Origin of the sequence: Halorubrum sp. 48-1-W (genome assembly GCF_003287355.1) — an archaeon.
Taxonomy (GTDB): domain Archaea; phylum Halobacteriota; class Halobacteria; order Halobacteriales; family Haloferacaceae; genus Halorubrum.
Window position 1 is genome coordinate 1 of sequence record NZ_QMIM01000042.1, and the last position, 21,974, is coordinate 21,974.

General features: G+C 68.1%; 25 protein-coding genes. 11 read left to right on the forward strand and 14 right to left on the reverse strand.

The window, feature by feature from the left end; translation table 11 throughout:
* Nucleotides 1-251: 251 nt before the first annotated feature.
* On the reverse strand, nt 252-1,208 hold the full coding sequence (locus DQW50_RS15980; RefSeq protein ID WP_112080258.1) for a transcription initiation factor IIB family protein: 957 nt from the start codon (nt 1,206-1,208) through the stop codon (nt 252-254).
* A 280-nt stretch (nt 1,209-1,488) separates the two neighbouring features.
* Between DQW50_RS15980 and DQW50_RS15985 the strand changes: the two genes are divergently transcribed.
* Nucleotides 1,489-1,887 carry a hypothetical protein gene (locus DQW50_RS15985; RefSeq protein WP_112080259.1) on the forward strand — a complete coding sequence of 133 codons (399 nt, stop codon included), beginning with the start codon at nt 1,489-1,491 and terminating at the stop codon, nt 1,885-1,887.
* A gap of 4 nt (nt 1,888-1,891) precedes the next feature.
* Nucleotides 1,892-2,518: an METTL5 family protein gene (locus tag DQW50_RS15990; protein WP_112080260.1), complete on the forward strand. Its 627-nt coding sequence runs from the start codon at nt 1,892-1,894 to the stop codon at nt 2,516-2,518.
* 47 nt (nt 2,519-2,565) lie between these two features.
* On the opposite strand, the gene DQW50_RS15995 is transcribed toward DQW50_RS15990, so the two are convergent.
* From DQW50_RS15995 to DQW50_RS16010, 4 genes are all read right to left on the reverse strand, one after another.
* The gene (locus DQW50_RS15995; RefSeq protein WP_112080261.1) at nt 2,566-3,339 is read right to left on the reverse strand and encodes a hypothetical protein; all 774 of its coding nucleotides are present in this window, start codon (nt 3,337-3,339) and stop codon (nt 2,566-2,568) included.
* Between the two features lie 104 nt (nt 3,340-3,443).
* Entirely contained in the window at nt 3,444-5,156 is a 1,713-nt protein-coding gene (locus DQW50_RS16000; RefSeq protein WP_112080262.1) for a rhomboid family intramembrane serine protease, read from the reverse strand.
* Nucleotides 5,157-5,282: 126 nt separating this feature from the next.
* The gene (locus DQW50_RS16005) at nt 5,283-5,561 is read right to left on the reverse strand and encodes a UPF0058 family protein (protein WP_112080263.1); all 279 of its coding nucleotides are present in this window, start codon (nt 5,559-5,561) and stop codon (nt 5,283-5,285) included.
* A gap of 91 nt (nt 5,562-5,652) precedes the next feature.
* The gene (locus tag DQW50_RS16010; RefSeq protein ID WP_112080264.1) at nt 5,653-5,868 is read right to left on the reverse strand and encodes a cell surface protein; all 216 of its coding nucleotides are present in this window, start codon (nt 5,866-5,868) and stop codon (nt 5,653-5,655) included.
* 188 nt (nt 5,869-6,056) lie between these two features.
* Between DQW50_RS16010 and DQW50_RS16015 the strand changes: the two genes are divergently transcribed.
* On the forward strand, nt 6,057-6,692 hold the full coding sequence (locus tag DQW50_RS16015) for a molybdopterin-dependent oxidoreductase (protein ID WP_112080265.1): 636 nt from the start codon (nt 6,057-6,059) through the stop codon (nt 6,690-6,692).
* 80 nt (nt 6,693-6,772) lie between these two features.
* Nucleotides 6,773-8,110 (forward strand): isochorismate synthase MenF, encoded by a 1,338-nt coding sequence (locus DQW50_RS16020; RefSeq protein ID WP_112080266.1) that lies wholly within the window; start codon nt 6,773-6,775, stop codon nt 8,108-8,110.
* Nucleotides 8,111-8,131: 21 nt separating this feature from the next.
* Here DQW50_RS16020 and DQW50_RS16025 read toward each other — a convergent pair whose 3' ends face one another.
* Entirely contained in the window at nt 8,132-8,872 is a 741-nt protein-coding gene (locus DQW50_RS16025; RefSeq protein WP_112080267.1) for a proteasome assembly chaperone family protein, read from the reverse strand.
* Between the two features lie 138 nt (nt 8,873-9,010).
* On the opposite strand from DQW50_RS16025, the gene DQW50_RS16030 reads away from it, so the two are divergent.
* Together DQW50_RS16030 and DQW50_RS16035 are read left to right on the forward strand one after the other, a co-directional pair.
* Nucleotides 9,011-10,018 (forward strand): RsmB/NOP family class I SAM-dependent RNA methyltransferase, encoded by a 1,008-nt coding sequence (locus DQW50_RS16030; protein WP_112080268.1) that lies wholly within the window; start codon nt 9,011-9,013, stop codon nt 10,016-10,018.
* Entirely contained in the window at nt 10,015-10,590 is a 576-nt protein-coding gene (locus DQW50_RS16035; RefSeq protein ID WP_112080269.1) for a hypothetical protein, read from the forward strand. The genes DQW50_RS16030 and DQW50_RS16035 overlap by 4 nt, the downstream gene beginning before the upstream one ends.
* Before the next feature lie 54 nt (nt 10,591-10,644).
* Here the strand turns inward: DQW50_RS16035 and DQW50_RS16040 are convergent, their stop codons facing one another.
* The 3 genes from DQW50_RS16040 to DQW50_RS16050 form a co-directional block, all read right to left on the reverse strand.
* A complete protein-coding gene (locus tag DQW50_RS16040) occupies nt 10,645-10,902 on the reverse strand; it encodes a hypothetical protein (protein ID WP_112080270.1) in 258 nt (85 codons plus the stop codon).
* A 13-nt stretch (nt 10,903-10,915) separates the two neighbouring features.
* Nucleotides 10,916-11,449 carry a DoxX family protein gene (locus DQW50_RS16045; RefSeq protein ID WP_112080271.1) on the reverse strand — a complete coding sequence of 178 codons (534 nt, stop codon included), beginning with the start codon at nt 11,447-11,449 and terminating at the stop codon, nt 10,916-10,918.
* A gap of 132 nt (nt 11,450-11,581) precedes the next feature.
* Complete coding sequence (locus DQW50_RS16050) at nt 11,582-13,141, reverse strand: DUF790 family protein (RefSeq protein WP_112080272.1); 1,560 nt, start codon at nt 13,139-13,141, stop codon at nt 11,582-11,584.
* A 140-nt stretch (nt 13,142-13,281) separates the two neighbouring features.
* On the opposite strand from DQW50_RS16050, the gene DQW50_RS16055 reads away from it, so the two are divergent.
* Complete coding sequence (locus DQW50_RS16055) at nt 13,282-14,487, forward strand: multicopper oxidase domain-containing protein (RefSeq protein ID WP_112080273.1); 1,206 nt, start codon at nt 13,282-13,284, stop codon at nt 14,485-14,487.
* A gap of 30 nt (nt 14,488-14,517) precedes the next feature.
* On the opposite strand, the gene DQW50_RS16060 is transcribed toward DQW50_RS16055, so the two are convergent.
* The gene (locus DQW50_RS16060; RefSeq protein WP_112080274.1) at nt 14,518-15,195 is read right to left on the reverse strand and encodes a helix-turn-helix domain-containing protein; all 678 of its coding nucleotides are present in this window, start codon (nt 15,193-15,195) and stop codon (nt 14,518-14,520) included.
* Between the two features lie 127 nt (nt 15,196-15,322).
* Complete coding sequence (locus DQW50_RS16065) at nt 15,323-15,763, reverse strand: MoaD/ThiS family protein (protein ID WP_112080275.1); 441 nt, start codon at nt 15,761-15,763, stop codon at nt 15,323-15,325.
* A gap of 232 nt (nt 15,764-15,995) precedes the next feature.
* Here DQW50_RS16065 and DQW50_RS16070 point away from each other — a divergent pair, with 232 nt between their 5' ends.
* Nucleotides 15,996-16,136, forward strand: coding sequence for a DUF2080 family transposase-associated protein (locus DQW50_RS16070; RefSeq protein ID WP_394338596.1), 141 nt, complete (start codon nt 15,996-15,998; stop codon nt 16,134-16,136).
* 3 nt (nt 16,137-16,139) lie between these two features.
* Nucleotides 16,140-17,399, forward strand: coding sequence for an RNA-guided endonuclease TnpB family protein (locus DQW50_RS16075; RefSeq protein WP_112080277.1), 1,260 nt, complete (start codon nt 16,140-16,142; stop codon nt 17,397-17,399).
* A gap of 74 nt (nt 17,400-17,473) precedes the next feature.
* Here the strand turns inward: DQW50_RS16075 and DQW50_RS16080 are convergent, their stop codons facing one another.
* A complete protein-coding gene (locus DQW50_RS16080; protein WP_112080278.1) occupies nt 17,474-17,857 on the reverse strand; it encodes a permease in 384 nt (127 codons plus the stop codon).
* Between the two features lie 125 nt (nt 17,858-17,982).
* Entirely contained in the window at nt 17,983-19,428 is a 1,446-nt protein-coding gene (locus tag DQW50_RS16085; protein WP_112080279.1) for a DEAD/DEAH box helicase family protein, read from the reverse strand.
* A 50-nt stretch (nt 19,429-19,478) separates the two neighbouring features.
* On the opposite strand from DQW50_RS16085, the gene DQW50_RS16090 reads away from it, so the two are divergent.
* Entirely contained in the window at nt 19,479-20,423 is a 945-nt protein-coding gene (locus DQW50_RS16090; RefSeq protein ID WP_112080280.1) for an alpha/beta hydrolase, read from the forward strand.
* A 43-nt stretch (nt 20,424-20,466) separates the two neighbouring features.
* Entirely contained in the window at nt 20,467-20,820 is a 354-nt protein-coding gene (locus DQW50_RS16095; protein ID WP_112080281.1) for a hypothetical protein, read from the forward strand.
* Between the two features lie 55 nt (nt 20,821-20,875).
* Here the strand turns inward: DQW50_RS16095 and mvaD are convergent, their stop codons facing one another.
* Nucleotides 20,876-21,874 (reverse strand): phosphomevalonate decarboxylase MvaD, encoded by a 999-nt coding sequence (gene mvaD, locus DQW50_RS16100; RefSeq protein ID WP_112080282.1) that lies wholly within the window; start codon nt 21,872-21,874, stop codon nt 20,876-20,878.
* Between the last annotated feature and the right edge of the window lie 100 nt (nt 21,875-21,974).

Below are 21,974 nucleotides of genomic sequence, written 5' to 3' on the forward strand. Positions count from 1 at the left end.
CGGGCGCAGGTGACGTAAGTAGCGTGGCGCAGAGCGCCACGGGCAGCCGGCGCGAAGCGCCGGCGACACCGCAGGGAGCGAGTGAAACGAGCGACCGAGGACCGCAACGAACGTGCGCCCGCCTCGCGGCTGGGGCGTTGGTGGTGTTCTCCGCAGTAGCAACAACGTATAGCCGAGCGGTTGGGGCGTTGGTGGTGTTCTCCGCAGTAGAACGCCGAAATGGAGGGTTGCTTCACGCTACCGGTACTCGATCACGCGTGGATCCCCATCGCCTCGATCTGCTCCTGATAGCGGTTGCGGATGGTGACCTCGGTGACCTGGGCGACGTCGGCGACCTCGCGCTGGGTCTTCTTCTCGTTACAGAGGAGCGAGGCGGCGTAGATGGCGGCGGCGGCGTAGCCGGTCGGGGACTTCCCCGACAACAGGCCCTGCTCGGCGGTGGTCTCGATGATCTCGTTGGCCTTCGACTGGACCTCCTCGCTGAGGCCGAGCTCGGAGGAGAAACGCGGGACGTACTTCTGGGGGTCGACGGGGCGCATCTCCAAGCCGAGCTCCTGGGAGATGTAGCGGTACGTACGGCCGATCTCCTTGCGGTCGACCCGGGAGACGTCGGAGATCTCCTCGAGCGAGCGGGGGATCCCCTCCTTGCGACAGGCGGCGTAGAGCGCGGCGGTGGAGACGCCCTCGATCGATCGCCCACGGATGAGGTCCTCCGAGAGTGCGCGTCGATAAATCACCGAGGCGACCTCCCGGACCGACCGGGGCACACCGAGGGCGCTCGCCATCCGGTCGATCTCCGAGAGCGCGAACTGGAGGTTCCGCTCGCCCGCGTCCTTCGTGCGGATACGCTCTTGCCACTTGCGAAGCCGGTGCATCTGCGAGCGCTTCTTCGAGGAGATGGAGCGCCCGTACGCGTCCTTGTCCTTCCAGTCGATCGTGGTCGTCAGCCCCTTGTCGTGCATCGTCTCCGTGATCGGCGCGCCGACGCGGGACTTCGACTGGCGCTCGGAGTGGTTGAACGCCCGCCACTCCGGCCCGCGGTCGATCGTCTGTTCGTCCAACACCAGCCCGCAGTCCTCACAGACGAGCTCCTGGTCCGCGTCGGTGACGATCTCGGCGGAATCACACTCGGGGCACGTGATCGCCTCCTCGTCGGATTCTCGCTCGGTATTCCGCTCCTTCTGGCGTTGCCGACTCGGACGTTCCATTATAAGGTTTCTGGTTACTGCCGTATTTAAGACTTTTTCACAGATGTTGGAGGGAAAACACGAACGATCGGTGGAACTGAAACCAGAATGTCAGCCGTAGGACCGCTCTAAACCGCGAATAACATCGATCGGCACGAGGGGTGAAAGGGGAGCAACGGCCGGCGACCGCCCTCCGTCGTTCGCGCCCACACACGAAACGTGACCGGTCCTCGCTCGGTGGAGAATGTATTACTACTAGACATTCAACAAAGCTTTTGTATAACTAGAAACTATGACGGATATGAGCACCACGGAGCCATCCGAGATCGGCCCGGCGATAGACGGCTGTCGACCCGCCGAGATAGACCCGGTCGTCGTCGACGCGGCCGACCTCGAGAGCACCGCCCCCGGCTACCTCCGGGAGTTCAGGGCGGGCCTCTCCGCGCGCGGGTACCAGCCGGCGGTGCTGGCGGTCGACGCCTGCTTCGCCGACGACTGTCCGCTCGCCACCGGCGAGGAGGCCGACCGACTTCGCGGGTTCGTGCGCACTGCCGCCTTCCTCGGGGCGGGCCGGATCGAAGTCCGTCTCGAGGAGGTCGCCGACGCCGATACCGTCGAACCGACGCTCGCGGCGCTCGCCGAGCGCGCCCGCAGGGAGGGGGTCGAACTCGTCCGGGTTGACGACCACGTGCCCGCCTGAGCGCATGGCGACGAAACGATCGCTCGCGACGAAACTCGGCGTCATCGCCGGGTTCGAGAACCCACGGGCGGCCCTCGAACAGTACCCCACACCGCCCGACCTGGCCGCCCACGTCGTCCACCTCGCGGACCTCCAGGGCGACGTCGACGGACGGACCGTCCTCGATCTCGGGACCGGAACGGGAATGTTCGCGCTCGCGGCCGCGCTCCGCGGGCCCGCCCGCGTCGTCGGCGTCGAACTCGACCGAACCGCGCTCTCCACCGCGCGGGACAACGAGCGTCGTGTCGCCGCGAGCGCGCCCGTCCACTGGGTCCAGGGGGACGCGACGCGGGCCCCGGTGACCTTCCCGGATCCGGTCACGGTCGTGATGAACCCGCCGTTCGGCGCGCAGGACGGCAACCGCAACGCGGACCGGTCGTTCCTCGCGACCGCGAGCGACCTCGCGAGCGTCTCCTACTCCGTACACAACGCCGGAAGCCGGGAGTTCCTCGAGGCGTTCGCCGACGACAACGGCGGGGAGGTGACCCACGCGTTCGCGGCCGACTTCGCGGTGGACGCCCAGTTCGACCACCACACCGAGGGGTCCCGGGAACTCGACGTCGAGGTGTACCGGATCGAGTGGAGCCGTTGACGGTTTCCCCGCGGACACGAGCCCGTCTTCCCGAAGCCTCGCAGTAGTCAGAGCCGAGTCGTCCCCGAGGCGTCGACCGGGCCGGATGCGCCGTGGCCCGTCTCGCCACGGTCGTCACGAAGTTGGAGATACGCCGACGCGACGACGGCGTAGTACGGCGTGAAGAACACGACCGAGACGACGATCGTCACGACGTCACCGGCAACAGGAGCGCCGGCGAGATCGAACAGCGGCGCGATGACGCCGATGCCACCGCCGAACACGCCGGCCAGCACGACGATGCCGAAGAGTTTGAGTCGCGAGCCACGGGCGAGCGCCCAGCTCCGTCCGAGGCCGTCTGCGAGTCCGCGGTCCTCGACGGCGATCGCGAAAACGAAGAACAGGAACGAAACCGCGAAGAACAGCCCCGGAACGACGAGAAACGCGGTCCCGAGGAAGATCAGAAACGTCACCACGATCCCGCCGACGAAGAGTCGTACCGTGGTGCGGCCGAGCCGTCGCGTCGCGTCCGCGGGCAACGTCGACAGCTCCTCGATCGGCCGGGCGAGCGCGCGAGCGACGACAGCGAAGAAGGCCGCGGACAGGGGGAGAAGGACACAGAACAGCGCGAGCGCGACCGGTCCCGTGACCGGCAGGGTGATCCCGACGTTGGCACTGAATTGACCGGACACGTCGGCGGGGAGGTATCCGAGGACCGCCGTGTTGACGGCCGCTTGCGTTGCGAACTGGACGAGGAGGAGCCCGGCGAAGAGGATCCCGCCAGTTCGAGTGAGCGTTCGTCGAATCCCGTCGCTAACCGCATGGCTGAGGTGGAGGGCCATACTCGTTCACGTCCTCGCATCTACAACATAAAAGAACCGAAACTCGGACACGAAACGACGGAACACGGCGGAAACGGCGCCGTCACTGGCGTCTTGGGAGGAGGTCAGTTTCGGCTCCGCTCCCGTCCCTCGTACGTTTCCCGGTCCGCGATCCGGACCCGTGAGTCGCCGCGTTCGGCGTAGATCGCCTCCTCCTCGCGGACGAACTCGACGCCCTGAAGCGTCGTCGACTCGTTCGCCGGCGGGAGCGGTTCCGAGACGTTCGTGCCCCCGTGAGCGACCCGGAGCTCGAACCCCTCCTCGACGGCCGCGACCGTGACGTTCCGACCGGCGAGGCGCGGTTCGGCGTCGGCCGCGTCGCTCACGAACAGGGTCGATCGGTCCTCGTCGCGAACCGCGTCGACGCGGTAGGTCGCGTTGCCGCCGACCGCGACCCACCCTGTGCGCTGGACCCAGACCGTCTCACGCCAGCCCGTCCCCCCCACGTCGACGGCGCGATACCCCCAGAACGCGAGGTTTTCCTTCGAGACCGCCGTGGTCCATATCTCCCGGTCGGGGTTCGCGACGATCACTCCCGAGGTCCGCACCGACGTGGAGCGACCGAACGCCTCGACGTCGACGACGCTCACCGTCCGGTCCTCGATGTCCTCCGCGTAGGTCACCTGGTACCCCTCCATCTCGATCGGGTCGCCCGGCAGGTCCCCCTCGTCGACCGCGACGAGGTTCGGGACGACCGCAGGGCCGGCGACCGCGGCGAACACGGCCAGGAGACACAGGACGCCCACCGTCGCGGGCGTCACGGCAGTGACACGCTCGCGGATCGTCCGCGGATCCGGAACCGCGACCGACGGTCGCAGCGGCTCGTCGCGGCCCGCGACCGCGACCGCGACGACCGTGGCGAGCACGAGGACGCCCGCGAATCCCAGCGCGCGGTACAGCTCGTACCGCTGGTTCCCGAGATACCAGTAGACTGCCCACAGTCGACGCGACGCGCCGAACAACAGCACGCCGGCGAAGACCGCCAGCGCCGGGGCGGTCGATCCTCGGGCGCCACCACGTCGCCATCGGAGGAGCCAGGCGCCGACGAGCGCGCCCGCGATCAGCCCGAGCGCGTGCCCCTGAACCGCGACGTTCGCCCAGCTCGGCGGGCCGAACGAGGGGGTCGCCTCCGCGATCTCTATGGGCGTTCGTACCGTCTCGTAGACGACGTTCACGAGCGTCGCGGCCGTCAGCGACGCGATCGTTCCGATCGGGTAGTGGACGAGCGCGAACCCCCACAGCGCGAAGACGACGCCCGAGAACCCGATCACCGGCCCCAGAGCGAAAAGCGAGGAGACGACCCCGAACGACAGGATCACGCCTGGAACGACACAGAACGCCCGGACGTAGGGGTTCCGCCGGAGCGACCCGAACGCCTCGCTTCCGCGCTCGCGCGGGAAGTGTCCGTACGCGTACTCCGCGAGCGTCCCCGCGACGAGCGTCGACAACAGGTTGCCGGTGACGTGCCCGCGGCTCGCGTGTGAGAAGCCCGCCCAGAGCATTCCCTCCGGGTAGAAGTACGACCACGCGCGGAACGGGATCACGACCGGCCGGTTCGGGTTCTCGAGCCCGCTCTGGACGAAGAGGTAGACGCCGACCACGAAGCCGACGGCGACAAGCGTCCCCCAGGGGAGGCCCAAGAGCAGCCGCGAGCGGAGCCGCCGTCCCCATCTCCCGGCGGGACGGTCCGAGACGTACACCGCCGCGAGCGCGACGACCGACGCCGTGCCCGCGATCAGCAGGTGAACTGCGTCGGCCGGTAACGCCTCGAAGGCCATACCCCCACTTCAGCGACCGATCGCATATCAATTCGCGGGTCGACGTCCCGCAACGGGGGCCGACACGGACACGTCGGCGTCGCTCTCGTCTTCGGGGTCACCGGAAGCGAGTCGGGTCCGACGGCCTCAGATCTTGCGTTCGGCGTCGTCGGCGAGTTCCTTCATCCGCTTGCCGACCCGACCCGCGGGCGAGAACTCGTCCTCGCTCATCGCGTTCGCCAGCGCATTCCCGAGCACGAACACGGCGTGTTTGTGCTCGCTTTTGGATTTGTGGACGTGTGAGGGGTCGACGTCGAGTTCGTCGTAGGGGTCGAACAGCCCCTCGTCGACGGTCTCCTGCTCCCTGAAATGTTCCATGATCGTCACCATCTGTTCGTGAAGCTCGAGCAGTTCGTCCTTGTGCATGGGCCCAAATACGGGTCGGAGCCGGTTTAAGCGTTGTTGAGGGTGAGACGCACGGATGGGAACGGAACGGGCGCGTCACCGTCGCTATCGGTCAGAAGACGTACTCGTCTTCGTGACCCATCATCCCCTCGTCTTCGAACCCGCCGGAGTCGTCGTCCTCGAGCGGTCCGCTGGTCTTGTACGCCTTGATACCGGTCGAGAGAAGCTCCTCTATGGCCTCCTCTCGGTTGAGGAACTCGCCTTGCTCTACCATCTGGATGATCTGCATTTCCAAGTGTTCCGGCACGGTTATTTTCACCTGCGGCATTCTCTTGGCCGCGTCTAACAGGATAGTGTATATAAATGTAGCGTCGGATATCGGGTGATTCGAAACTCGATCTATTTACTTTCGAAACAATACTTTCGTATCACATAGGATCAGTACGTTACATCCCAAAACGGTCGTTCGTGACGGCCGAACGGTACCCATACGTTTCCCGAGCCCGTATCGCGGGCATGGCCGAGACACGGACGGACGAGGTCGATGGCCCCTCGACCGACGGGGTCGAGGACCTCACCGACCTCTACCGACAGTACGGTGACGACCGGCTCCCGCCGGGACAGCGTGAGACGGACCGGTTTCCGGTGCTCTCGAAGAGCGGCACCCCCGCATGGGGGCCCGAAGAGACCTTCGAGGTCTGGGGAGCCGTCGACGAGCCGATCTCGCTGTCGCTCGAGGCGGTCACGGAACTCCCCGCGGTCACGCAGCGGCAGGACTTCCACTGTGTCACCGGCTGGAGCAAACTCGACTGTGCGTTCACCGGCGTCGAGTTCGCCGAGATCGCGGAGCGCGCGGGCGTCCGCGAGGACGCGGAACACGTGCTGTTCCACGCCCTCGACGGCTACACGACCGACCTCCCGCTCGAGGAGTGTACCCGCGAGGGCGTCCTGTTCGCGTACGGCTACGACGGCGGGGACCTCCCGTCGGACCACGGCGGCCCGCTCCGGGTCGTCACGCCCCACAAGTACGCCTACAAGGGCGCGAAGTGGGTCTCCGGCGTCGAGTTCCTGACCGACCGCGAGCTCGGCTACTGGGAGAAGCGCGGCTACAGCGACACGGCGAACCCGTGGAACGAGGAACGGTACAGCTAGTCGCGGACGACCGTTCGCCACCGCCGAGCGGACGGGGAGAGTTGACACGCTTAAGAGCCTCCGGTCCCGACTCAGTTTCAATGGAACCGGCGCGTTCGACGTCGTCGCCGACGCTCGTCAGCCGCACGACCGCGATCGATCCGCCCGCGTTCGCGACAGCGTTCGACGCGCTCCCGACGCCGCGGACGACCTGGAGCGCTCCAGACGACGCGGTCGTGGTGGCGAGCGGCGCGGCCGCGACGCTGACCGCGAGCGGGCCCGATAGGTTCACTGCGATCCGCGAGGCGACCGACGAGCTGTTCGACTCCGGCGACGTCCACGCCGGCACCGAGGCGGCTCGGCCGCGGGTGTTCGGCGGGTTCGCCTTCCACGAGGGGGCCTGTGCCGGCGACCCCTGGAAGCCGTTTCCCGAGGCCCGGTTCGTCCTGCCTCGAATCCAGGTCACCTTCGCCGACAACGGAACCTGGCTCACGGTGACGGACGCCGGGTCGGACGCGTCGACGACAGCGGTCGAGGAACGGTTGGACCACGAAATCGAGCGGCTGGCGGGACGCTCGGCCGACGGCCCCCGCCCCGCACGGCCCGGGATCCGCGAGCAGCGACGGACGACTGGCCGGGACGCCTGGCGCGAGAGCGTCACCGCCGCGCTCGACCGGATCCGCGACGGCGAGCTGCGAAAGGTCGTGCTGGCGCAGGCGCTGGAGGCGGACCTCGAATCCGAGTTCCCGCGCGCTGCGACCCTCGAACGGCTCGCCGGGAAGTACCCCGACTGTCACCGCTACTGTTTCGAACCCGACGCCGGCGGGAGCGTCTTCTTCGGCGCGACCCCCGAACGGCTCGTCTCGCTTCGCGGGCGGACCGTCGAGACGGACGCGCTCGCCGGGACGACCGGTCGGGGCGAGACGCCGGCGGAGGACGAGTGGCTCGCCGAGGAGCTGCTCGCCGACGCGAAGAACGTCCACGAACACGAACTCGTCGCCGAGACGGTGCGCGACCAGCTGGAGCCGTACGCCGCGTCCATCTCGGCCGGCGACCGTCGCGTCCGGCGACTCGCGACGGTCCAGCACCTCCACACGCCGATCACCGCCGAGCTGGACGCGGACCGACACGTGCTCGAACTCGTGGAGGCGCTCCACCCGACGCCGGCGGTCGGCGGGCTCCCGCCGGACCGCGCCCTCGAGACGATCCACGAGACCGAGCCCTTCGACCGCGGCTGGTACGCGGCGCCCGTCGGTTGGATCGACGCCGCGGGCAACGGCGCGTTCGCGGTCGCGATCCGGTCGGCGGTCGCGACCCCCGACCGGGCCACCCTCTTCGCTGGCGTCGGCCTCGTCGCCGACTCCGACCCCGACCGCGAGTGGGACGAGGTCCAACTCAAGTACCGGCCGATCCTCGACGAACTGGAGGCGGACGGATAGCGGCCGCGGGTCCTTCCCGGGCTACTGGAACATCTTCAGCGGCTCCGCCTGCGAGCTCTCCTCCGTGGCCTGTTGCATCCGTTCGGCGAGCTTTTGTTTCGCGTCCTGTATCTCCGTCGCCTGGTCCGTGAGCCCGTCGGTCGGCGTCTCCGTGCCGGCGATCGGGTCGATCCCGTCGACGATGAGCCGCCGTGCGGCCTCGGGGTCGGGGAACTGGGGATCCGACTCGACGACGAGTCCGACCGCGTCGCGGCCGCGTTCCAACGCCTCCGCGAGCATCGCGCCGGTCGGCCCGGAGACGAGTCCGGCCTCGGGCGGGTCCGATACCGTCGCGCGCGACAGCGCCTCCCCGCCCTCGCCGGTCGCGATCCCGTACAGCTCCGGGGGCTCCTCGTCCTTCTCCCGCCCGAGCCCGGAGAGGAACACCGGGAACGTGCCGGTCTCGTCGAACCAGGAGTCGAGACAGCCGGCGACCTCGGTCGCGGCGTTCGGGTGGACCGGCACGTCGCTACGCAACGCGACCAGGTCGAGGTCGGAGTCGGCGTAGAGCCGGACCGGCGTCGTGACCGCCGGGTCGTCCTCCCCGTAGACGGCGACCGGCGGCAGGCCGTCGCAGTGGACGTTGGCGTAGTGGGTCATCTCGTGTACCTCGATCACGTGGTCGGTCGCGATCTTGCCGACGAGGCCGACGCCCGGGAACCCCTCCACGAGGGTCGGATCCTCGAGTTCGACCGCCTCGTCGAGAACGGATATTCGAGCCATACGCACGGCTACGCCGGCTGTGGACCTAAAGGTGGGGTGCGGGCGGGACGACGGCGTTCCCGATCGCGACCACGTTCGACCGAGCGTTCGCGGATCGCGTGCCGAAACCGACTAACCGACCGGCACGAAAGGGCGCGCATGAACCCGCTCGACCGGTACGAGCCCCTCGTCGACGACGTCGACGCGTTCCGGGCGGCCTGCGACCGACCCCTCCCCTCGGTCGTCCGCACGAACCGGATCAAAGCCTCGCCCGCCCGCGTCGGCGACGCGTTCGACGAGGAGGGCGTCGCCTACGACCCGGTCGGCTGGCACGACGGGCTGTTTCGGCTGACGGACGGGAACCCCGGCGGGAACTGGCCGCACCTCCACGGCTGGACGCACGGCCAGGAGGAGGTCTCCGTGCTCCCGACGCTGGCGCTCGACCCACAGCCCGGCGAACGCGTCTGGGACGCCTGTGCGGCCCCCGGGAGCAAGACGACCCAGATCGCCGACGCGATGGCCGATCGGGGGACGGTCGTCGCCAACGACAACAACCTCGGCCGGCTCTCGGCGCTCAGACACAACGCCGAGCGGCTCGGGGTGACCAATACGATAGTCACGAACCAGGACGCCCGGAACTTCTCGACGAAGCCGCTCGCGTTCGACGAGTTCGACCGCGCGCTGGTCGACGCCCCCTGCTCGTGTGAGGGGACCTGCCGAAAGAACCCCGACGTGCTCGACGAGTGGACCCTCGACCACGTCCACGCGGTCGCCGGGATCCAGAAGGGGATCTTGACGCGGGCGGTCCAGGCCACCCGTCCCGGCGGGACCGTGGTCTACTCGACCTGTACCTTCGCGCCCGAGGAGAACGAGGCGGTGCTCGATCACGCCCTCGCGACCGAGAAGTGTGAGATCGTTCCGTTCGACCTCCCGCTGGAGACGGTCCCCGGCGTGACCGAGTGGGACGGCGAGACGTACGACGAGCGCGTGAGGCGCGCCCACCGGGTCTACCCCCACCACAACGACACGGGCGGGTTCTTCTGTGCGAAACTGCGCGTCGGGGGGACGGAGGAGGAAATCGACGGGTCGGACGGCGACGCCGACGGGTCGGACGGCGACGCCGACGGGTCGGACGGTGACGCCGGCGAGACGGGGGTGGCACGATGAGCGATCCCGACCGCGACGAGGACCGAAGCGACGCCGACCGCGACGGTCACGAACCGACCAACGACGGCCAGCGGTTCGACCGGCTCCCGGCCACCCCTGCCGACCGCGAGGTTGCGGGACGCGCCAGCCGCGAGGAGGTCCTCGACTGGTGGGACGAGCGGTTCGGGATCGGGCGCGACGTCCTCGCGGGATACAGCTTCTGGGAGAAGGGCGCCGGGAAAGTGTGGGTCTTCAACGGGGAGGCGGCCGACCCGAGCCGGATCGAGGCGATCGGTATGGCCTTCCTGCGGACGCGACAGGAACACTGGAAGCCGACGACCCGCGCCGTCCAGCGGTTCGGCGGACACGCGACCCGGAACGTCGTCGAGCTCGACGCCGAGCGCGCGAGCCGGTTCGCAGCCGGCGAGGACCAGGACCTCCCGGAGTGGGACGGCGACTGGGGCTATTTGATCGCCGCCCATCGGATCGCGGGCGGGACCGCCCCGATCGGCGTCGGGCTCTACCTCTACGACGAGTTGCGCTCAGTGGTGCCGAAGGGGAGCCGGGCGGACCTCCCGGTCGTCGACCGGTGAGTCGGGGCGGCGTCCTCGGGAAAAAACGCGAGCGGCCCGGTCGGTTCGTCCCGCTCAAAGCGACGTGTCCGCCGGCGGTTCGCTCGCCACGCTCGTGACCGCGTACGCCCCCCAGATCAACAGTCCGAGCAGCATGATCGACGACCGGATCGAGAGCGGGATCAGTGCCTCGTGGACGATCTGTCCCTCCCCCGACACCGGGTGTGGTGCGCCCGCGACTATCTCGAGCAACCCGATCCCGACCGTGCCGATCAGGAGTAGGCCGCCGCCGCCGTACAACGCGATCCGTTCCGTCGTGGTAAGTCCTGTCATGGGTCTTCCTCCGTTAGCCGATGAAGTGCCGCAACCGCGGGTGTTCCTTCACGAAGTCCGTCCGCGCGAGGTAGGCGTCGATCCCGAGCACGCGACCCGCTCCGAGCGTGGCGATCATCGCGAAGATCAACAGCCCGAGCAGGTCGCCGGTGATCACGCCGTGTGACCAGCCGCCGGTCTCGCCGTTGACGAAGTAGAAGAACACCATGAGGAACGCGCCGAAGAAGGCGGCGAGTCGTGTCAACGCACCGACAATGAGCCCCAGCCCGATCAGCGTCTGTCCCAGCGGTACCATCAGGTTCGTGAACGAGAGCAGTGCGCCCTCCGAGAACAGGACGAGTACCGGCCCCAGCGTCGTCTGTGCGGCCGCGCCGCCGACGAACCAACTCGCGTTGAAGGGCCACGCGAGGAACTTGTCCAGTCCCGCGTGGAGGAACCACCAGCCGACGATCAGCCGCATCACGACCAGCCAGTAGGCCAGCAGTGACTCCTCGACCGGGAACGACACGTCCTGTCCCAACAGCCGCGTTCTGATATCTGTAACCATATGAACAACAAGTTACGCTGCGACCACCAGATATATATAATTGTTTCCGACTTACCAGCTCTCAAGAACTCTGGTCGGGTCGAACGCGGCGTCTCGACGCGCTTCGGTCGTCGTCGCGTCAGTTCGACGCGGTCAGGTGTCCGCTCCGTCGTCGCCGTCGGTCTCCTCTCCCCCACCGCTGGAGTCGGCCGCGCCCTTCTCGCGAACGGTCCCGTCACCCAATCCCTCCCACGCGACGCGGTAGCCGAGCGCCGAGAGCGTCGCGCTCGCGTCGTCGATCCCGTACGCGTCGAGGCGCTCCTCGGCCGTCGACAGCGACATCCCCGACTCGATCTCCTCGCGGAGCCGCTCCAGAACGACCGGCCGGACCAGCGTCCGGCCCACGCGCTCGTGGTCGGGGAAGGGCCCGTCCTCGACCGCCGACTCGCTCACGCCGTGGCGGGCCGCCAGCTCGTCGAGCCCGACGACGTCGTCGTCGGGCGCGAACGACTCGGGGAGTCCCACAGCCGCGTCGGCGACGAGGTCGGCCTCGTACTCCCGGAGGACGTCGACGACCTCCTTCACCCGAACGGACCCCGTGTAGGTGAGCACGCGGTGGTCGCGCGCAGCGATCTCCTCACCGACGCCGAGGCTCTCGTCGACCGCGACGAGCAGGTCCACGTCCTCCACGTCGCCGAGCTGATCGAGTTTCTTCGCGACGTACTCCGGCGTCCAGAAGCCCATCACCTCGAAGTAGAGCGTGAAGTCGGCGTGGTCGTACTCGAAGGCGAAGTCGGGGATCATCACCCGCGTTCCGGTCGCGAGCGGTTCCGGCTCCCGGACCAGCGTCCAGTCGAGGTCGAGCCCGCGGAACCGCCCCGCGAAATCGGCCTCGACGCCGCTGTCGAAGTCCGGCTCGACGACGGGATCGACGCCGGGAACGCTCACGTCGGCCGCCGAAAGCGTCATCGTCCGCTCCGTCCCCCGGTCGTCGATCGTCGCCTCCAGCCGCCACTCGGCGGTGCCGGCGACGGTTCGGAGGAGCCGGGCGAACGCGGTCCCGTAGCGCCTGGTCCTCCTGAAGAGCGCGTCGGGCCCGGTGACCACGAGTTCGCGTCCGTCGTCGGTTCGACGGAGTTCGTACAGCAACCGCAACCGCTTGACCGCGCTCACGAGGCGCTTGGGGTCGACCGAGCGCACCCGGACTTCGGTGGCGTCGAACAGCGCGGTCTGTGCGAGGGAGAGGTCGTACTGTTCGAGGAGCGTGTCGGGATCGAAGCGGACGTCCGCGTCGACGAGCACCTCGTTGACGTCGCGGTCGGCGTACAGGTCGGCGTCGACCGTCTCGGCGTCGACGCCGAGCCGATCGGCCGCCCGGTCGATCGCCCGCATGCGGTCGGCCGCGTCGGCGACGCCGACCGCCTCGGCAGCCTCGAAGGCGGTGCGGCGGACCCGCGGCGGCGGGATCGTCGCGCGCGTCTCGAACGTACACTCGCGCTCGACCAGCACTGCGAGCCCGCGGACGAGCTTGAAGTCGTCCGACTCAGCCTCCAGCGCCTCGAGCGCGTCCGTCAGGACCTCCCGTCGCTCGCCGACGTGGTCGGAGAACGTCCCGAGCACGTTCGCTGCGAGCGGGCGACGCTCCCGGCCGACGAACTCGGGGCGGTAGCCGCCGCCGGCGCGGGAGACGCGGAGGAGGTCCTTCCGTAACACGCGGAAGCGTAGACGTCGGGGGCGTTAATACCCGACGGAGCGCGTTCGGAGGCGGATGGGACGAACATGTTCGGGCTGTGTTCCGATCCCTGAGATCCCGATCTCCCCTTAACCGAACGTGGGGGCGAGTCCCGGTCGTGATGAACGAAAACGACGCGGTCGATCGGCGCACGGCCTCCAGACGCGGCTTCCTCTCGATGGGGGCCGCACTCGGGACCGCGGCGATCGCGGGCTGTGGGGCCCCGCGATCGGACGCCAGCGCGAGCGCGACGCCGGCGAGTAGCGAGGAGGAGGGCTCGCCAGAGCAGGTCGAACCGGTCGAAGAGTGGTCCGGAAGCGACTCGACGGGAGTCGAGACGGACAATCCATACACCGCGCCACGGACGACGGTCGACCTCGACGAGACGGACGGGGCGATCACGATGTCCACGCGGGCGTGTCGGCACCGGCTTCTCGGCGACGGCGCGCGCGGCGGGCCCTGGGAACTCCCGGAGGTCTGGGCGTGGGAGACGCCGGACACCGACCCGAGCGTCCCCGGACCCTTGCTCCGGGTCACGGAGGGGACCGACCTGGAGATCACCTACGACAACACCGAGCACGACCGCCCGCACACCTTCCACGTCCACGGGCTCTCGAAGGGCTGGATGGACGACGGGGTGCCGACGACGACGGGTCGACAGGTCGCGCCGGGCGAGGAGTACACCTACGAGATCAGCGCGAACCAGCCCGGCACCCACCTCTACCACTGCCACTACCAGACGCAGAACCACCTCGACATGGGGATGTACGGGCTGCTTCGCGTCGATCCCGAGGGGTACGAGCCGGCGGACAAGGAGTTCTTCGCGACGGTGAGAGACTGGGACACCCGGCTGTCGGCGTCGACGGCGGGCAGCGACGTCTCCTTCAGTCAGCGCGACCGCACCTCCGACGCGTTCACCGTGAACGGGCGCTGTGCGCCGTACAGCTTCCACCCCGAGGAGGGGTCGCCGATGGTCGTCGAGGAGGGCGATTCGGTCAGGGTCCACTTCGCGAACGCCGGCTACGAGTCGCACGCGATGCACACCCACAACCACGGCTTCGCCGTCATCGAGAAGGACGGCGGGGTCATCCCCGAGTCCGCCCGGCACCGCGAGGACGTGACCAGCATCGCGCCCGCCGAGCGGAAGACGATCGAGTTCACCGCCGACGCCGACCCCGGAGTGTACGCGATCCACTGCCACAAGGTGAACCACGCGATGAACGGCGACACCTACCCCGGCGGCATGATCGGCGGGCTGGTCTACGAGAGCGTCACGGACACGGAGCAGTTCGCCTCGGTGATGAAGATGGCCGGCTACGAGGACTGACCGACCCGTCTCGGTCGGTGTTTCCGCCGGTCAGTCCGACTTCTCGCCGGTCAGCTTCCGTTTCAACTCGCCACTCACGGTCGGGAGGTCCTCGACAAACTCCCGGACGATCGTGTGCTCGACGCGCTGGAGCGTCTCGCTACACGTCGACTTCGCGATTCCGGCTGTCTCGGCGACCTCGGTGAGCGTGCTCTCGCGAGGCACGTCGTAGTAGCCGGCCTCGACCGCGGTCAGAAGGAGGTCCAGCTGGTTCTCGGTGAGCAGTTGGCCCGGGTTCACGCGCTGTTGGACGAACTCCACCTCGTAGGACAGCCCCATCCCGGCGAGCTGGTCGCCGAACGTCGAGAGCCGGTCGTGCGCGCCGGTGGCGTCTAGCGTGGCGACCCCGTTCGCGACCTCGACGGGCATCTCGATCGGGACACCAGCACCCTGCGCAACCAGCAACAACAGCGGTGAAGTCGCCTCGATCTGGACGGTCACCTCGCCGGGCGAGCGCGTCATCACCGACGTCTCGGCGAGGCCGGGGTGGGCCGCCATCGCGTCGAGCACGTCGTCGACCTCGTCGGTCGTTATCCGGAGGAGCGCGAACCCCGCCGACTCCCCGGGCGTCGCGGTCAACACGCGGAAGACGGCGTCGGGGAAGTCGCGCGAGACGTCGGCGATCCACGGGCCGTCCGGCAGGTCGACGAGGAGGCGTATCTGTGCCATGGTGGTCACCCGATCGCTCGGTGCCCGGCGTCGCGGACGGCCGAACGGCCGACGGTCGGTCCCCTCGGCGTATAAATATATCCGACCGGGTCGGCGGTATCCGCTCGGCTCGGTCGCTCCTGACGCCTCAACAGCAGAACATGAACGGGTAGACGAGCGCGACCCGGTCGCCCTCCTCGAGTTCGGTGTCGAACCCGCGCTCGTTCTCGTTGAACCGGCCGTTAACGAGGATCCGGGCGTACGCGATCGTCTGTTCGCCGACGGGGTTCTTCGTCCACGTCCCGGGGAGCTCCTCCGGGGTTGGGGCCCACCCGCTGTGGGTCGCGTCCGCCTCCGTCTCTGCGATGAGCAGGTCCTGTAACTCGGGGTAGTCCTCGAAGAGCTCGTCGAGGAACTCCCGGAGCGTGTCCCCCGCGAAGGTGTACTCGAACTCGTAGGTCCCGTCCAGCGCCGTGCGGACGTGGCCGGTACACCGGACCGTGACGGTCGTCTCCGCCGGCTGCCCGGCAGTCGGGTCGTCGTCCGTGCTCGCCCGTTCGTCGGAGCGTTCCTCGGCGGTCGTGCTCATGTTCGGAGGTCGGTCCGCCGTCCGGGTAAGCGACGGCCCGAACACGTTCGGTTAGCTGATAGCAGGCGCTAAGCCCCCTTCCTCAACGAGCACCGCAGTCCGCGCGAGCGGACGAGGAGCGCAGTAGGGAGGGGATACAGCGCCGTCTTTGTCTCTTTTGAACCTTGCTGTTGCTGGCTCACAGGCCCACGAGCCGATACGCTTATGTTGAAATAATGTATAAACACAACTGATGGATAGACACAAAATTGAAGGCCACGAAGTCATCGAAGGCGAGGTGAAAGCCACCGGCAATGGCGCACACGTCCTCGTTCCCAAAGACTGGCGTGGTGCAGATGTGAAAATCGTCCGAACATCAGAACCAACCGAGTAATCAATGCACTACGCCTACAGGTTCCGGCTCAAACCAACCGCCGAACAGCGTGAGCTGTTGGATTACCACAGAGATACCTGTAGGCAACTCTACAACCACGCGCTCACCGAGTTTACTGAGATTCCCGAATCGGCGGGAACACTCAATCAGCGAGTGCGACAGGTCCGCGATCAACTCACCGACCTCAAAGACTGGTGGGACGAGTTGAACGACCTGTACTCGACGGTTGCACAGGCCGCCGTCATGCGGATCGAGGGTAGCATCAAAGCACTCTCTAAACTGAAAGAAAAGGGCTACAACGTCGGTCGTCTCAACTGGAAGGCACCCAGGGACTTCCGCAGTTTCACGTATGTCCAGTCTGGCTTCGAGTTCGACAAGAAGAACGGCCAGACTGTGCTCTCGCTGTCGAAACTCGCGGATATTCCAATTGAGTGGCACCGAGACATCCCAGATGCTGAGAACGTCAAAGAAGTCACGCTCAAGAAAGAACCTACTGGAGAGTGGTACGCCTCCTTCGCTGTTGACGACAAAGAGGAACCTCCCAAACCGTCACTGTCTGACATTGACGCCGACGATATGGTTGGCATCGACGTGGGTATTCTGAAGTATGCCCACGACACTGACAGCACGGCAGTCGGATCACTTGACCTCTCGGAAGACCGTGACAGACTCGAACGAGAGCAACGGAACCTCTCCCGGAAAGAGCATGGGTCGAACAACTGGGAGAAGCAACGGCAGACGGTCGCAGAGTGCCACCAGCAAATCAAGCGCAAGCGGCGCGATTTTCTGCACAAACTCTCGAACTACTACGCTCGGGAGTACGAACTGGTCGCCGTCGAAGACCTCAACGTGAAAGGGATGTTGGAATCGCCGGGAAACAGCCGCAACACAGCATCGTCGGCGTGGAACACCTTCACCGATCTGCTCGAATACAAGTGCGAGCGTGAAGGGACGCAGTTCGTGGAGGTTGACCCTGACGGCACCACCAAAGAGTGCGCTCAGTGTGGCGTCGAAACCGACAAACCGCTGTGGGTACGTGAACACTCTTGTCCGGCCTGTGGCTTCGAGGTGGATAGAGACGCAAATGCGGCGTGGAACATTCTTTCTCGCGGACTCACCGATCTAGGAGTGGGTCACTCCGAAGAAACGCCTGTGGAGACTGCACTCCCTGTGGACACTGTGGTTGTGTCTGTAAAGCGCGTCATTGAATCAGGAAGCCCCTGCCTCAAGGAGCCGCCGAAGGCGGCGAGTAGGCAGGGGTAGTTCACTGTGGGTTGTGGATTCCCAACGGGTCGGTCACGGATCGTCGGACGCCGACACTGCGTGGACCTCGACCGTCACGAGCCGTTTCTCGGACCGCCGCGATCGGCCAGCAACGCGACGGAGACCGCAATCACGACACTCACGCCGACGTGAACGGGGAATACGAACACGCCGTCCGCACCGGGGACGTTGACGTACCTCGCTCCGGCGATCACGACGAACGCGATGCCGAACGTCGCGTACGCGACGAGGGCCCTCACGGCACGACCCGAAACGCGCGGAGCGTACACGCCGACGCCCACGCCCGCTAGCAGCCCGACGACGAGGCCGACGAAGACGCCGACAATGCCTATCCCCGGAGCTTCGCCCGCTCCCAGCAACTCGATGGTCGCGGCGCCGGCGATAAGGAAGGTCGTGACCGCGGTTCCGACGCCGAGCCCGATCCGATACCCATACATACGGGAGATAACGGACGACTCGCACATATAGTCGGTCGTCGATCCGTGGACACCACGCTCCCCGATCGTGGTGCGTGGAACGGAGGGAGCGTACTGGGACGGTTCGCGCGGGGCGATGGCCCGGATCACCGACGGCGGCTCGCCACCCGCTCCTCCGCGGTCTCCTCCGAGACGAGCTCGTAGAGTATCGCCCGGCCGCCGTCGGCCTTCGGCCGGAGGACTCGCCCGAGCCGCTGGGTGAACTCCCGTTCGCTCCCCGACCCGGAGAGGACGACCGCGACGTTCGCGTCGGGGACGTCGACACCCTCGTCGAGGACGTTCGCAGCGACCACCCGGCTGTAGGTCCCGTCGCGGAACCGCTCTAAGACCTCCCGGCGCTCCGCCGTGCCCGTCTCCGCCGTGATAGCCGGGATCAGGAACCGGTCGGAGATCCGGTAGACGAGCTCGGTGTGGGCGGTGAAGACGATGGTTCGGTCGTCGCGGTGGCGCTCGAGGAGGTCCGCGAGCCGATCGAGTTTCCGATCGGCGTTCATCATGACGTCCCGAGCAGCCGACTTCGCGAGGAGTGCCTCCCGCGCCCGCGGGTCGTTACCCGAGCGCATCACCAGCTTCCGGTAGTCCTCCCCGCTCGTGAACGTGATCCCGGCCTCGCGGACGTACTCGAGGAAGGTGCCCTGCTTCTCCTCGTATCGCTCGCGCTCCGCCGGGGTCAACGCCACCTCGATCCGGCGGATGTCGTACGGCGCGAGGTGGTCGCCCGCGAGGTCGTCGACGTCGAGCGCGTAGACGCGGTCGCCGACGAGTTCCGCGACCGTCTCGTGGGCACCGTCGGGGCGCTCGAACGTCGCGGTGAGCCCGAGCCGTGCGGGCGCAGCGAGCAGGCGGGCGACGTCCCGGTACCCCTCGCCGCCGAGGTGGTGGACCTCGTCGAAGACGACGAAGCCGAACGCGTCGCCGACGCCCTCGGCTTTGAGGTACGCGGAGTCGTACGTCGACACCGTGATCGCCTCCCGGCGCTGTTCGCCGCCGCCGAACCGCCCGATCGGTACGTCGAACTCCGTCCCCAGCTCGCGTTGCCACTGCTCGAGGAGGTCGACCGTGGGGACGACGACGAGCGTGGGGACGCCGAGGTCGACCATCGCACGGATCGCGATCACGGTCTTGCCGGCCCCGGTCGGGAGCTCGAGGACGCCCCGGTCGTCGGCGTCGTGCCACGCCGTGAGCGCTTCGGCCTGGTACTCGCGGAGGTCGTAGTCGGTCGAGAGCGCGAGGTCGCCGTCGGGGCCCCCTCCGTGGACGTCGTCCCCCTCGCCGTCGTCCGCCGTCGCCGCCTCCCACGCGGGGACCCGGTCGTCGACGGGGACGCCCGCGACCTCGAGCGCCCGGCGGATCGCCGCGTAGCGGTAGGCGGGGGCCCGGCCCGTTCCCGATCTGGGGTCCGTCTCGACGCCGGGCAGCGGCGGGAGCGCGGCGGCGTCGCTGTCGACATCCCCTTCGTCGCCAGCGGCGCGGCGTCCGGGGTCGGGCTCGACCCGGATCGTCCCGTTCTCGTACGACAGCCGGACCGTCATCGGTCGGAGTTACCGACCGACTGATAAAGGACCACCGCCTCGTGTCAGCCATGCGCGCGGCCGAACTCGACCCCGAACTCGCGGCGGTCGTCGACGAACTCGAGACCCTCGGCCTCCCGGAGTGGCACGCCCTCTCCGTCGAGGCCGCCAGACGCCTGGAGGACGAGGTGTTCTCCGGCGAGCCGGAGCCGCCCGTCGCGAGCGTGCGAGACCTGGCGTTCGACGGGCCACACGGGGCAGTTCCCGTGCGGGTGTACCGCCCGGAGGCAGGGGCCGAACCCGGCGCAGCCGCCCGGACCCTCGTCTACTTCCACGGCGGTGGCTGGACGCTCGGGACGCTCGACTCCATCGACGGCCCGTGCCGCGAGCTGGCCACCCGGACGGACTCGGTGGTCGTCTCCGTCGACTACCGGCTCGCGCCGGAACACCCCTTCCCGGTCGCCGTCGACGAGTCAGCCGCGGCGGTCGAGTGGGTCGCCGAGACCGCGGAATCTCTCGGCGGCGACCCCGACCGGCTCGGCGTCGCCGGCACCAGCGCGGGCGGGACGCTCGCGGCCGTCGCGGCGCTTCACGCCCGCGAGTTCGACGGACCGGCGATCGCGGGGCAGTTCCTGTTGTACCCGATCGCCGGCCACGACTTCGGGACGGACTCCTACCGCGAGAACGCCGGCGGGCCGCTCCTCACCCGCGCGGACATGGAGTGGTTCTACGGGCAGTACCTCCGGAGCCCGGTCGACGCCGCCAACCCCTTCGCGGTCCCGCTCCGCGCCGACGACCTCGGCGGGCTCCCGCCCGCGACCGTCGTCACCGCCGGCTTCGACCCGCTCCGCGACGACGGGCTCGCGCTCGCCGAGCGGTTCGCTGTAGAAGGGACCCCCGTCGAGGGACGACACTACCCGGCGATGGCACACGGGTTCTGTAGCCTCACGGACCGCGTCGCGGTCGCCGAGGAGGCGCTCTCGACGGTCGCGGATGACGTCCGGTCGCGGTTGTAGGCGGGTCCGGTACCCTGAACCCTCTCGAGCGAGACGGGGCCGTATGAGCCTCGTCGGATCCCTGATCGCGTTCCTCGTCGGCCTGCTCGTGGGCGGGCTCGCGATCTTCGTCGCTGCGGCCGTCGTCACCGGTACTCGGGACTACAGCCACGCCGTGTTCACGGCGCTCGTCGGGGCGCTCGTCTGGGGGCTCTCGGAGCTGTTCCTGGCGTGGATCCCGATCGTCGGTGATTTCATCCCGCTTCTCGCGTGGATATGGGTGATCAAGGGGCGGTACGGCACGTCGTGGCTCCACGCCGGAATCATCGGCTTCATCGCGTGGGGCGCGGCGATCCTGGTCCTCTCCGTGCTCCCGCTCGTGGGGGTCACCGACGCCGTCGGCGTGCCGTTCGTCTAGGGCGTCCCCTTCGTCTAGCGCGTCGGCGTCACGCGGGGCGTCGGCCTCCCGTCGGCTAGAACAGCGCCTCGCTCGTGTCGAGCGTGTGCGCCGGCCCGCCGACCTCCCAGACGTCGGTGTCGATCCCGACCTCGGCGATCCGCGACTCGACCGCGTCGGCGTGTTCGGCGCGGGTGTTGACGTACACCGACGCGCCCGTATCGGTCGAGAAGTAGACGTCGACGCCGGACTCGCGCAGTTCGCGCACCGCGTTGAACACCGCGATCGTCTCGGGCTGCCAGTACACCCAGCCCGCGGGCCCGGTCATCGTCGTCGCCGTCAACGACAGCGAGTCGTGTTCGGCGGTTCCGTAGATCCGGTCGAAGTCGCCCTCCCGGAGGGCGTCCCTCATCTCCACGAGCTGGTCTTGAACGTGGGCGGTCCGCGCCTGCATCATGTGGCTCGCAGCCGCCTCGCGGTGGGCCTCCTCGGTCTCCTTGTACGCCGGGACGTGTGCGGCCACGATCCGGAGGTCCGCCTCGGGGTCGAAGCCGTCATCGCCGACGCCGACGTCGAGCCGACGGGAGCGGCAGTCGTCGTCGTTGAGCCCGGCCTCGAGCAGCGAGTACGCGCCAGTCACGGCCCGGGCCGCCGACGACGACCCGCGACGGGCGACGGTGGAGACCTCCGGCAGGGAGCGGTCGAGCCCGGCAGCCTCCGTCAGCGCGAGCGCGGCCGCGGCGAACCCCGACGACGACGAGCCGAAGCCGATGTTCGACGGGAAGGAGTTCTCGCTCTCCAGACGGACCGGGTGGTCGAACCCAGCCAGCTCGCGGACGTGATCGACGACGGCGTCGATACGCTCGGCCGCGCGACCCTCGACCGGTTCGCCGCCGATGACGTAGGTGTCCGCCACTGCGTCCGGCTCCCACTCGACGGTCGTCGTCGTCGCGGTCGGCGCGGTACAGAGGCTGATGCTGTCGTGATACGGGAGCCGAAGCTCCGCGTCGCGCATCCCGTGGTACTTGACGAGCCCCTGGATCGGGTGGGCTCGCGCGGTGACTTTCTCGGTCATTACCCGGGATGGCGGTCGGCGTCGGATTAGGCGTTGCGATGAGCGGGAGGAAGATGACGCTCGTCGACGAGCGCTCAGTACGTCTCGACGTCGAGGCCGT